Origin of the sequence: Flavobacterium hungaricum (assembly GCF_015182285.1) — a bacterium.
Taxonomy (GTDB): domain Bacteria; phylum Bacteroidota; class Bacteroidia; order Flavobacteriales; family Flavobacteriaceae; genus Flavobacterium; species Flavobacterium hungaricum.
Window position 1 is genome coordinate 1,359,415 of sequence record NZ_PRDM01000001.1, and the last position, 12,389, is coordinate 1,371,803.

Genomic DNA, 12,389 nt, shown 5'->3' on the forward strand with positions numbered 1-12,389 from the left:
ATTTCTGTTTATTGAGAGTATCTAATCTTTTTGAACTTGCTCTAGTTGAAATGGGATTTTAATTTTTGCAGCAAGCTCGTTCTTGAAATAATAATTTAGATTATTATAGTTTAGTTGCAAATTCGTCAATTGGCAGACGAACTTTTGACATCGATGCCAGATAGTCGTTTGCAGCATCCCGATATCCAAGAGAAAGAATCACTGAAGCGTGAAGATTTTTTTCTGTCAAGCCTAAAATTTCATTAAATGTTTCCGGATCAAAACCTTCCATAGGAGTTGCATCTACTTTAAGTTCAGCAGCTGCAATTAAGGCAGTTCCTAAGCCAATATAAGCCTGTTTGCTCGACCAAATCGCGTTTTGTTCAGGAGTTTGGGTTGAAAAGTGCGAGAGCAGAACATCTCTGAAATCGTTAAGCGCTCCAATTTCCAAATTGCGTTGTTTTTCCATCATTGCAACATATTCTGTAATGTATTCGTTTGTTATCTTGTTAAAGGCAGCAAAAACGAGTAAGTGAGAAGAAGCTTTGATTTGCGAATTGAAAGAACCTTCGGCCAGTTTTTCTCTTATTTCCGGATTCGTTACCACAATCAGGCGATAAGGCTGTATCCCGCAAGAAGATGCTGTAAGGTTGATGGCTTCGATAATTTGGTCAATCTTATTTTCACTGATCAACTCTTCTGAATACTTTTTAACAGCGTAGCGCCATTTTAAATTATTGATTAATTCCATTTTTATAATTTTTACTGCAAAGCTATAGTAATGATGTGTACATTTGTAACCAAGTGACAAAAAGTTATAGTGACAAATGAGTAACCACGTTTTAGAGATGAAAGAAAATTACAATCCAATAAAAAGTTGCAGCCATAAAATATTGGCTATTAGTGATACAATGGACATTTTAAATGGAAAATGGAAAATGTCGATAATTGCGTGTCTGTGTTATAAGCCGATGCGCTACTCTGAATTGCTGAGGGAAGTAAAGGGTATTTCCGGAAAAGTGCTTAGCCGCGAATTGAAGGATTTGGAAATGAATGAATTAATTGAGCGTATAGTGTTAAACACTGCACCTGTCGCCGTAGAATACCGGATTACAGATTATGGTAATTCGCTCAAAGACCTTACCAATACTATTGCAGAGTGGGGATTCACTCATAGAGAACGTATCATTTCTACAATGAAAAAGGAATGAGCTGGATTTTTACTTTTAACATTAAAACTAAGCTTGAAACCAGCGTATTACGTTCGTTTTTTTTTAAACTAAATTGAAACTCTATCAGATCCAATTTATCATAAAAGAAATAGCGGTCTTTTACAACCGCCATTTTAAAAAATTTAGCCTGATTATTTAGGAAGTTTGGAAAGAAATAACACTATTTCAGCTCCAATTTCTTTATAATGAGTTTCAAGGGCTAAATGACCAGTTCTATAAAATTTTACAGAAGCATTTGGGTTATCGCGTTTATAGGCTTCTGCTCCCGCGGGAAGAAAATAAGAACCCGAACGATCAAACCATTTAGCAGCTGATAATGAATTTATTTTAGAGCATAATTGATGTAGCCTCCATCCACTAACAACTCCGTTCCAGTAATAAAACTTGCATCATCTGAAGCAAGAAATAATACTGTTTTCGCAATTTCTGCTGGGTCGCCTAATCGCTGCATAGCGGTAGCCGCCGCCAGAAATTCTTTAGCTTCTTCTGGTACAACTTTATGAAGACCTGGTGTAGAAACCGGACCCGGACTCACAATATTGACCCTAATCTTTCTTCCAGCCAATTCGTTTGCTGCGATTTGAGCAATTTTATTTAGTGCTCCTTTTGTAGCCGAATAAATACTGGTTCCTAAATTTGCCGCTGTAGCAACAGTTGACGAAGTAAAAATTACTGATGAACCTTCTGCCAGATGAGGAAGCAGTTTCTGAAGTGTAAAGAAATGACCTTTGACATTGGTATTAAACTGCGCATCAAAATCAGCTTCCGTTACTTCTTCTATTGAAGTAAATGTTGCTATTCCTGCATTTAAAAAAAGAACATCCAATTTACTTCCACTTGCTGCAAAAGCTTTTTCCAATAGTGAAAGATCAGATAAATTTGCAGTATCAGCCACAATAGTTTTTAAATTAGGATTCTTAATTTCGTCGGCTGCATTTTTAAGATTTTCACTGTTTCTTCCAGTGATCCAAACGTTAGCGCCTGATTTTATGAATTCTTTTGCTGCTGCTAATCCAATTCCTGTAGTTCCGCCTGTTATGAGAACATTTTTATTCGTGAAATTCATTTTTCTAATATTTTAAATTTATATGAGCAAAGTTACTTTAGTTAAGTTTATTTTTGTTACTTTGTAACTAAAAGTAACAGTAACGTTTGAGTAACAAAGTAACTTATGAGTAACGAATGTCAGGTTGAGCACAGAAAAGAGATAATGGCTGTACATGATACAATGGATATATTGAATGGAAAATGGAAAATTTCTATAATATCATCGATCTGTTATCATAATAAGAGAAGATTTACAGATATTTTAAATGACGTAAACGGGATTTCCAATAAAATGCTGAGCAAGGAATTGAGGGATTTGGAAATAAATAAATTGATTAAACGCACAGTTCTCGATACGCAGCCTGTCACAATCCATTATCAGCTGACGGAGTATGGATTGACATTAAAAACGATTATAAATGATCTTGCAGAATGGGGAATAAAACACCGAAAAGTCATTATTGACGGTTAACGGACATGCGTATTTTTTACCCTGAAACTGGTATCTTTTGTGGTAAGCAGCAGCTTATCCAAACAACAAGAAATTACTTTGTTGTTTTTGCAAAAACGGTTTGTATGTATTGCAAAGGTTAGTGTTAATTAAGCTGATTTTTCTTTAAAAATTCATTTAAACCAATAGCGTCTTTTCTAATCTCAGACTGCCATGTTTTTTTATATTTCTTTTTTAAATATTTAAAAGTGAGTTTGTTGTAAGTTGTTGCATATTCAATGTTACGATCCTGAATTGGAGAATAACTTATTTTGTATTTGATTTGAAAGTCATAATCTATTTTTTTTAAGTTGTAGTCGGAAACAAAAATTAATGGATTGTTGTTATAATCGTTCTTAAAATTGTGCTTGGGATTATTGGCATTTTTTAAATCTTTAGGAGCTATAGTTGTAATCGCATTACGAAATTTTGTTTTTTTTACAGGCAGGGGTGGTATACAGCCGTAAATGCGTTCATTATTTATCTGGAGAATCACCTCAATATCACTTTTAGAGGCAATGACTTTTTTAGCAAAATATCCCATATAAGTAAATACTAATAGTTGATCTGAATTTGCTTTAATAGAAAAACAGCCGTCAAAATCGGTTTGCGTATTGTTTTTTGTTCCCTCAACTAAAATATTTGCTCCTGGAATAGGAAGTCCGATGCTATCACTGACTATCCCGTAAACTATTCTATTTTGAGCCAAAGCTAATTGTGAAAATAAAATAAGAATAAAGAGTATTTTGAAGTTTTTCATATTTAAAATTTTAATGAATCTCATCAACTGTCCAATGGAAAAGAGGCTGTAATAGCGGAAGTTTTTTCCAAGGCAATACTTTTGTATAGATAACAATACCCATTTCTGGTAAAAGAATTTGCAGCGTTTTTGAAGTCTGTGAGTAGTTGTATTGTAATTTTATTTTTGTGCCGTCATAATTTATTAAAGTGAATTGATTTCTGGTTTCGTCAATTTTCAAGTAAAAATCTTCCATTGTATCATCGGTATACTGAAAAATAAGATAATTGTTTTTATGAATAAAGATGCGTTTTATTTGGAGATTAATTGCGTTTTGATGCGTTTCATCATTTTTTATTTTTACAACTTCATAGGCACCGTGAAACGGAATCAGGGAAATAGTGTCATCATTAAAATTATGCTGTTGAAAGCTGGGAAATAATACTTCTATAAATATGAAAAAAATAACAATTCCCTTTACACTAAATCGTACTGACTTTGAAACAATTAAATCAGATCCTGAAAGTTGAGATAATGCTGTTGGATTATTTGATGCAAAAAACTGAATGATCTTTTTTAAATTTGGAAAAAGCAATACAAAGCAAATCAGTAGTAGAAATAAAGAATATAATTTTACCGAAATATCAAATCCGAAATTGACGAAAACTACATTTGTCAAAACGCCAAAAAGAATAAACAAACCCAAAGTTCTGGTTTTGCTGTAAAAAAGCATTAAGGCTGGAATCACTTCCATTAACCCCATAAAAACATTATAAGAAAAGGAGGTTCCCATTGTGCTCCAAAACAAAATATCTTTATCTAACATTCCTAATGGAGTATACAGCGTATTGGGTTCTGGAAGATAAAACTGGACTTTAAAGATTTTGTCAAAACCATATTTGAGCATTACGCAGGCCAAATAATAGGATAAAACGATTTGAAATACCTTATTAATTTGATTTCTATGGATTTTCCAAAAATTAAAAAGTGGAAATATTATTGTTAAAAGGAAGGACAGAATAAGTAAAATAAATAACAGACCATAAAAAGTTGTTGAATCTGATGTGATTTCAGGGTTTGAAATCATAATATTGCCCATTTTTTCGACAGTATTAGTGATCAAATCCTGAAATAACAGTTTGGTTATTACAGATTGAATACTAGAATATTGGAAAGAGAAGGGGATAAATACAATTCCTAAAAAAGCAAACAATAATGCTCCCTGATAAACGAAATCTTCAATTCTTTTCATTAAAAGGGTTTTTTAAAACCTATAAAAACTACACTTCGTATAGGATTCACAAAATAGAGTGGGTATCTGTATGGAGGTGCAAGTTTTATATAATCGACTGAGTTCTTTTTGTTAAATAAACTATCACTTATTATTTTGGTTTTATATCTAAAGTCTGAGTCACGTAAATCTTTATAATTATCTAAATTCTCATACTTACTTTTTTGGTGTTCTGTATACTCATTAATTGAAACCCTCATTTTTAATATGCAATGAGATTTATCAATAGCAATAACAGTATCTAAAATAACAATGTGATGTGTACTCAATCCAAAATTAGAATTTCTAATATCGAACAAATTTTTCTTGTACGCTTTTGAAAACGTACTTTTAGAACCACTGTGGCTTTTGTGGGCTATTACCTTTGTCTGCGCAAAGGAGATTGTAGTGATAAAAAATAAAATAAGTAAGATTGTTTTTCTCATGATATAATTTTGGTTTTATAGGTCTGAAGTAATGTACTGCCAAAAACGATAGTTAAAAGTATAAAAATAAAAAATGACTTTCTTAAATGTCATATCCGAAAGTATTAATCTTTCTTTTTATTATAGATGTCGATTTGGTTTAAAAGGTTGGGACGTATGAGCAAAAAATGAACTATAAACAAATCTAAAATGAAATGATCATTCTGTACTTTTGTAATTTTAGTTGTTATCAGTAACAGGAATAAAAATGGCTATAATTTATTGAGCTTATTTACCAGATAACTTATCATTTGTGCAATACTTTCAGCAGGAATAGAGAAATCATTTTCGATCCAGTTTTTGATGACAGCAATACTTCCTTTTTCGCCAAATTGGTAGGCCATTTCAACAAAAGGCTTCGCTTCTTCAGTAAGTTCTATTTGATTTTCAACTGGAAAATTATTCCGGACACTTGTCAGGATTCGCGATAGAATTCCGCTTCCATCCGCTTTGGTAAACACAATTTTACTCATCTGCTTGTCGCTTTCCAGTAACTGGCAGCTGAGCAGTATCACATCATCCATATTGGTGCTTTTACGCAAAACCACTGAGAGTTTTTCAAAAACATCTTCTTCTATTTCAAGCAGTATATCCAGCGGAATAGTATAATGCCGATAAAATGTATTGCGGTTGACATCGGCTGTTTTACACAGTTCGGTTATGGTTATTTCGCTCAATTCTCTCTCGTTCAGTAAAATAAATAATGCCTCACGCAATATTTTTTTAGTATACTGAACCCTTCTGTCTTTTCTTAAATCCATCATAAATTATTTTACATACGCTACAAAAGCAGTAGTCTTTGTTCGCTAATGAACAGCAGCAACCTTTTTTGAAACAGTAGATACATTCTTCTTTAATAGTTTTACGTAGTGATCAAAAAAGAACACAACGTTAAATACTGAACATATTGTATAACAAATATAGCTTTTTAATCAAAATTTAAGCGGATTGAAAAGACTAATGTTAAATTTTAAAAAAAATGGAAAATAAGATATTACGAAAAAAAATACTGCTGACGGGTGCCTCTGGAACTGTAGGAATTGAAACATTGCAGCATCTGGTTGAGCATATGGATTATGAAATAACGGTTTTTGATCTAAAAACCCAAAATTCGGTAAAAAAACTGGCTCCCTTTCGATCTCATGTAGAGATTATTTATGGAGACATCAGCAATAGAGAAGAAGTGCTGAAAGTTACCCAAAATAAAGATGCAGCGATCCATTTAGCAGCGGTTATTCCACCTCTTGCAGATATAAATCCGGAGATGGCTTACAGTGTCAATGTGAGAGGGACCGAAAATCTTATTTACGCTTTAGAGCAGAATTCACCGGATTGTTATTTGATTTTTAGTTCCAGTATTTCAGTTTATGGTGATCGGATGAAGAATCCTGAGATCAGTATCAATGATGTTTTACAGCCCAGTCCCGGTGATCAGTATGGCGAAACAAAGGTGTTGTGTGAGTCGTTGATTGCAAAATCCAAATTATCATGGAGTATTTTTCGTCTCGCTGCAATTATGGGGAACCATAAGATATCCAAATTGATGTTTCACATGCCGCTGGATACGCCAATGGAAATCTGCACGCCAAAAGATACGGGCAGAGCTTTTGCTAAAGCAGTTGAAAACCAAAAAAGACTAGAGAAGCAAATATTCAACTTGGGAGGGGGAGAGGATTGTGTTATTACTTATGGATCTTTTCTGGACAAAATGTTTGCTGAATTTGGCTTAGGCGAAGCTGATTTTCCACAAAAGGCGTTTGCAGAGAAAAATTTTCACTGCGGGATTTTAAAAGATGGTGAAGATTTAGATAATATTCTAGGTTTTCGACAGCAAAATTTGAACGATTATTTCGAGATGGTCCGCCAGAAAATTCATCCTCTCCAAAAAGGAATCACCTTCATTTTTAAAAGTATGATAAAAAAATGGCTGCTCTCACAATCAGAACCCTATCAGGCCTTTAAAAAAGGGAATGTAAAAAAAATGAATCACTTTTTTAACCCATTAGAGAAAGAGGAGCTGGAAAAGGTTCTATTGTAAATCGTAAATAATATTACTTATGAAAATTAAAATGATAAGCTTGATAGTACTTGTAACAGTTAATTCAGCACTTTTTGCCCAACATAATTTCAGCGTTGAAGTAACGGGCGTGGAACCCGGCAAAGGATCTGTTTTTTTTGGATTGTACGATAAAGAGAAAGGCTTTCTTGATAATGAGTCACAGATTGCCACCGCAAAAGTAAAAGCGGCAGAAAATAAAGTGGTCTACACGTTCAAAAACCTGCCGGATGGCGATTATGCTATTGCGGTTTATCAAGACCTGAATAATAACGGAAAATGTGATAGAAATATGATTGGTTATCCAACAGAAGGATTTGGATTTTCTAAAAATTACAAACCCAAACTCTCAGCACCTGATTTTGATGAGGTGAAAATTGCAGTTAACCAGTATGCTAAAACCAGTATTGCATTGATTGTTAAATAGGAAAGGGTGAGCCCCGCAGCATAAACGTAAGTTTTTAGTTATCTGATTAGGTATAAAAAAGGCGCCAATTGTCTTCAATTGGCGCCTTTTGGCTTTGTAAGGTCTAGTTTATAATTTACAAATCATTTTATGAATGATTTAAAGAAATTTTTTGAAAAAGGTATTACCAGAATTTCACATATAAAGCTACAATAATCAATAATGTAATTACGATTAAAACGGTAGTTTGTGGTTTTACTTTAAACATTTCAGAGTCTATTTCAAACGCTTTTGGATTCACTTTTGGTCCGGCGAAACTGATTAGAATCATGGCCAGCATGGTAAAGAAAAATGATAATCCCATACAAATGTGGAACGGAATTTCGAATGCGCCTTTTCCGTTAGGATAAGCTGTGTATAATAAAGTTTCGTTTCCGAATAACATTGGAGCATATTCGTTAAACAATACAGACAATACAAATCCAAGAATTACACCCACAATTGCCGCAGTTCCGGTTGTTCTTTTCCAGAACATTCCAAGGAAGAACATAGCAAAAACTCCAGGGCTGATGAATCCTGTATATTTTTGAATATAAGTGAAACCACCAACACCGCCGATTCCTAAGATATCATTCCATGTAAATAATACTGCTAAAAGCATTGCTGCAAAAACCGCAAGACGGCCAATATTTACCTGTTGTTTTTCTCCCGCTTCTTTCTGGATGTATTTTTTATGAATATCTAAGGTGTAGATTGTAGAGATACTGTTTACTTTTCCAGCCAAAGAAGCTACGATAGCAGCTGTTAAAGCCGCTACAGAAAGTCCTTTTAATCCTGTTGGCAAGAAAGTCAATACAGCAGAATAAGCGCCGTCTTTTCCGCCCACTAACTGAGGTAAATGTCCGTCTTTGTATAAAACGTAAGCCGCAATTCCGGGAAGCATTACAATTAACGGCATTAATAACTTCAGCATACCTGCAAATAAAATTCCGGTACGAGCCGTTTGTAAATCGGCACCAAGGGCTCTTTGCGTAATGTATTGGTTACAGCCCCAATAGTTTAAGTTGATAATCCAGATACCGGCAAGATAAGACATCAAACCAGGGAAAGTTAAATATTTGTCGATTTCCAATTGAGAAGAATTCGCAGTTGGTTTTGGAATAATCATTTTGAAATGTTCTGGAGCTTCTCTCATTAAAACTTTAAAACCGGCAATCGCATTTTCGCCTACGCCAAAATATTGTCCTACTGTTGTAAGGGCAATATAAGAAGTTACAAGCCCTCCAATAATTAATACCGCAACCTGAATAACGTCTGTATACGCTACAACCTTCATTCCTCCAAGAGAAATAAACAGCGCAAAAACTGCCAATCCAACCATGATTACATGGAGGTATTCACCGCCCGCAAGTCCGTTAATAGCGACTGCTCCTAAATAAAGAATTGAAGTTAAGTTTACAAAAACATACAAGAACAACCAAAAAACCGCCATAATCAAAGCAGTCGATTCGTTGTAACGTGTTTTTAAAAATTGAGGCATCGTGTAAATCTTGTTTTTAAGATAAACCGGAATAAACCAAACGGCCACAATAATAAGAGCAACGGCAGCAAGCCATTCGTAGGCAGCTACTGCAATTCCTAAAAAGAAACCTTCACCGCTCATTCCGATGAATTGTTCTGCTGAAATATTGGAGGCGATTAAAGATGCACCAATAGCCCACCAGGTTAAATTTCCTTCGGCCAAAAAATAAGCTTTAGCATCTTGTTCGTCTTGTTTACGTTTGCGGTAAACGGTATAACCGTAGACAGAAACTACGATGAAATAAATAATAAAAACCGCATAATCTGCGACAGCAAGGTTTTGGTTCATTTTTATAAAAATTAGGTTAGTAAAGTTGTAGATTAGGAAAAAACTATTTGTCCATTAAAATTGTTTTTCCTGTAATATTGATTCGGCCCGTTTGAATATCGGCTGAACCGTCTGGCTGTTTGCCGCCAATTGAAACGGTAAACCATCCCGGTTCTACAACAAGCTGGTTTTTGTCGTTGATCATCGATAACTGTCTTGGTGTAATGGTAAAACTAACCGTTTTTGTTTCGCCCTTTTTTAAACTGATACGTTCAAAACCTTCTAATTGCCAGATTGGTCGGGGAGTAGAGGCTTTTTCATCTTTCAAATACAATTCTGCTACTTCGTCGCCGTCGCGGCCGCCAATGTTTGTTACGTCTACCGTTATTTTAAAATCATTTTCGGCAGTAGTGTTGGCAGGAATTTGTAAGTTGCTGTATTTGAATTTGGTGTAACTCAAACCAAATCCGAATGGATAGAGCGGTTTTTTATCAAAATAACGATAAGTACGTCCTTTCATGGCATAATTTTCAAACTCAGGAAGCTGTTTTACCGATTTGTAATACGTAACCGGAAGTCTTCCCGCCGGATTATAATCTCCAAATACCACATCGGCAATAGCGTTTCCGCCCTGCTGGCCTGGATATCCGGCCGTTAAAATAGCCGGAATGTTATCATTTGCCCAGTTTATAGAAAGTGCGCTTCCGTTTATTAAAACTAATACAACAGGTTTTCCAGTGGCTTTCATCGCTTTCATCAATTCTTCCTGATTAGCCGGAAGATCAAGATTGGTGCGGTCTCCGCCGTTAAAACCAGCTGCTTCAACTTTCATTTCTTCGCCTTCTAATCGTTCATTTAGTCCTAATACTAAAATTACGGCATCTGCCTGTTTCGCGGTTTCAACTGCTTTTTCCAGCAGATTTTCTTCGGGTTCAGCCCATAAAAGCTGTGCAATCGCATCACCATAAAAGTTTTGGTATTTTACTTCTATTTTATATTTTTTTCCTGCTTCTAAAGTTAATTTTTGCGATCGAATTCGGGGATGATGATTATTTTTTCCTCCTGATGTTTTTCCTGTTTCGATTTCAACCGTCATAAAAGGTTTTGCCCATTCAGAAATGCTGTAAACTCCCGTTTTTGGTGCTGTAATATAACCCGTCCATCTTACGCTGTAATTGCCTATTTTCATGCGCGGATCTGGCGTGTCGATATCCCAGTGAAAGTCGATATTCTGATCTGTACGCGTAAAAAGAGGTTTTCCTTCCCATTTACTATTGTCAAAATATTCTCCTGTTAAGCCCTGAATTCCCTCAGCATTCTGAAAATAAGCAGACGGAATAACTTTCATTGCCGGAATTCCTTTCGCAAGCTGTGTTCCCTGCGCGTATAGAACTTTTGAATCTGGCTCCAGCTTGTTTTGAATTCCTTTCAGAACCGTTACCGGATTAGACGGAATTCCGTTATAATTTCCCCATAAAGATTGAATGTCATCGGCATTTGGCCCAATAACAGCAACGGTTTTGATTTTTTTTGAAAGCGGTAATATTTGATTTTGGTTCTTTAAAAGCACAATACTTTTTTGAGATGCAGTACGGGCCAATAAACTATGGGCTTCATTATTATTTACAGAAAACGGAATCTGGGCATAAGGCACAATTTCGTCAGGATCAAACATTCCTAATTTAAAACGGGCGGTAAACAATCGTTTTATGGTAAGATCAATATCGGCTTCGGTAATTAGTTTTCGGTCCAGCGCTTCTTTTAGCGATTTGTAATTGCTGCCGCATTCTAAATCCAGACCTTCTTTTACTGCCAAAGCTGATGCTGAGGCAGCATCGGGTGTTATTTTGTGGTATTTCCAAATGTCTGTAACAGCGCCGCAATCTGATACGATGTAGCCGTTAAATCCCCAGTCATTTCGAAGAATATTAAACAAAAATGGACTCGCACTGCAGGATTCTCCGCGAAAGCGGTTGTAAGCGCCCATAACCGAATATACATTTCCTTCTTGTACCAAAGCACGAAAAGCAGGCAGATACGTTTCATAAAGATCAATGTCACTGGTTTCTGCATTAAACTGATGTCTGGAGGGTTCAGGGCCCGAGTGCACAGCAAAATGTTTGGCCGTAGCAATTACTTTCAGATATTTTGGATCTGTGCCCTGAAGGCCTTTTACATATTTAAGTCCCAATTGACTGGTTAGATAAGGATCTTCGCCATAGGTTTCGTGGCCGCGGCCCCAGCGAGGATCACGAAAAATATTGATGTTTGGAGACCAAAATGTTAATCCCTGATACATACCATGCTGCCCGCGTCTTAAATACTCGTGGTGTTTGGCGCGCGCTTCATCCGAAATAACATTGGCCACATCATAAATTAACTGACGGTCCCAGGATGAGGCAATTGAAATAGACTGCGGAAAAACAGTCGCATATCCTGCACGCGCAACGCCATGCAAGGATTCGTTCCACCAATTGTACTCGGGAATTCCGAGACGTTCGATCGCAGGCGAAGAATCCATCAGCTGACTGATTTTTTCATCAATAGTCATTCTTGATACAAGATCATCAACACGCTGTTCAATAGGCAGATTTGGATTTTTAAAAGCGGGGTTTTCCTGTGCAAAAGTGTTTATTGCTAATAAATTTAGCACAAACATAAATTTGTATACTTTTTTCATTTAATTATCTGGTAATTTTGGTTTAATAGTTAGTAGATTTTTCTGAAATGTTGAATTGGTGACAATTACAAATCAGCAATACAAAATTATAGGTTTCTCTATTTCACTTTAGGATTAATTGCTATTTAAAGGGTGTTGTAAAGCTTAAGGGTATTT

At 35.4% G+C, this 12,389-nt stretch carries 12 protein-coding genes; 4 read left to right on the forward strand and 8 right to left on the reverse strand.

Annotated elements, in window-relative coordinates:
- Positions 1–103 precede the first annotated feature (103 nt).
- The gene (locus C4F50_RS05825) at positions 104–730 is read right to left on the reverse strand and encodes a nitroreductase family protein (protein ID WP_193845472.1); all 627 of its coding nucleotides are present in this window, start codon (positions 728–730) and stop codon (positions 104–106) included.
- A 76-nt stretch (positions 731–806) separates the two neighbouring features.
- Between C4F50_RS05825 and C4F50_RS05830 the strand changes: the two genes are divergently transcribed.
- Positions 807–1,190 (forward strand): winged helix-turn-helix transcriptional regulator, encoded by a 384-nt coding sequence (locus tag C4F50_RS05830; RefSeq protein WP_193845473.1) that lies wholly within the window; start codon positions 807–809, stop codon positions 1,188–1,190.
- 343 nt (positions 1,191–1,533) lie between these two features.
- On the opposite strand, the gene C4F50_RS05835 is transcribed toward C4F50_RS05830, so the two are convergent.
- On the reverse strand, positions 1,534–2,277 hold the full coding sequence (locus tag C4F50_RS05835; protein WP_193845474.1) for an SDR family oxidoreductase: 744 nt from the start codon (positions 2,275–2,277) through the stop codon (positions 1,534–1,536).
- A 105-nt stretch (positions 2,278–2,382) separates the two neighbouring features.
- Here C4F50_RS05835 and C4F50_RS05840 point away from each other — a divergent pair, with 105 nt between their 5' ends.
- Entirely contained in the window at positions 2,383–2,730 is a 348-nt protein-coding gene (locus C4F50_RS05840) for a winged helix-turn-helix transcriptional regulator (protein ID WP_091131982.1), read from the forward strand.
- A gap of 124 nt (positions 2,731–2,854) precedes the next feature.
- On the opposite strand, the gene C4F50_RS05845 is transcribed toward C4F50_RS05840, so the two are convergent.
- The 4 genes from C4F50_RS05845 to C4F50_RS05860 all read right to left on the reverse strand — a co-directional run bounded on the left by C4F50_RS05845 (position 2,855) and on the right by C4F50_RS05860 (position 6,006).
- Complete coding sequence (locus C4F50_RS05845; protein ID WP_193845475.1) at positions 2,855–3,508, reverse strand: carboxypeptidase-like regulatory domain-containing protein; 654 nt, start codon at positions 3,506–3,508, stop codon at positions 2,855–2,857.
- A 10-nt stretch (positions 3,509–3,518) separates the two neighbouring features.
- Positions 3,519–4,739, reverse strand: a complete 1,221-nt coding sequence (locus tag C4F50_RS05850; protein ID WP_193845476.1) for a hypothetical protein — start codon at positions 4,737–4,739, stop codon at positions 3,519–3,521.
- Complete coding sequence (locus C4F50_RS05855) at positions 4,739–5,203, reverse strand: hypothetical protein (protein ID WP_193845477.1); 465 nt, start codon at positions 5,201–5,203, stop codon at positions 4,739–4,741. The genes C4F50_RS05850 and C4F50_RS05855 overlap by 1 nt, the downstream gene beginning before the upstream one ends.
- Positions 5,204–5,454: 251 nt before the next feature.
- Complete coding sequence (locus C4F50_RS05860) at positions 5,455–6,006, reverse strand: TetR/AcrR family transcriptional regulator (RefSeq protein WP_193845478.1); 552 nt, start codon at positions 6,004–6,006, stop codon at positions 5,455–5,457.
- Between the two features lie 215 nt (positions 6,007–6,221).
- Between C4F50_RS05860 and C4F50_RS05865 the strand changes: the two genes are divergently transcribed.
- Positions 6,222–7,280 carry an NAD-dependent epimerase/dehydratase family protein gene (locus C4F50_RS05865; protein ID WP_193845479.1) on the forward strand — a complete coding sequence of 353 codons (1,059 nt, stop codon included), beginning with the start codon at positions 6,222–6,224 and terminating at the stop codon, positions 7,278–7,280.
- A gap of 19 nt (positions 7,281–7,299) precedes the next feature.
- Positions 7,300–7,725 carry a DUF2141 domain-containing protein gene (locus C4F50_RS05870; RefSeq protein WP_083572263.1) on the forward strand — a complete coding sequence of 142 codons (426 nt, stop codon included), beginning with the start codon at positions 7,300–7,302 and terminating at the stop codon, positions 7,723–7,725.
- A 163-nt stretch (positions 7,726–7,888) separates the two neighbouring features.
- Here C4F50_RS05870 and C4F50_RS05875 read toward each other — a convergent pair whose 3' ends face one another.
- Entirely contained in the window at positions 7,889–9,574 is a 1,686-nt protein-coding gene (locus tag C4F50_RS05875; RefSeq protein ID WP_193845480.1) for a sodium/sugar symporter, read from the reverse strand.
- Between the two features lie 43 nt (positions 9,575–9,617).
- Positions 9,618–12,233 (reverse strand): beta-glucosidase, encoded by a 2,616-nt coding sequence (locus C4F50_RS05880; protein WP_193845481.1) that lies wholly within the window; start codon positions 12,231–12,233, stop codon positions 9,618–9,620.
- Positions 12,234–12,389: the final 156 nt, after the last annotated feature.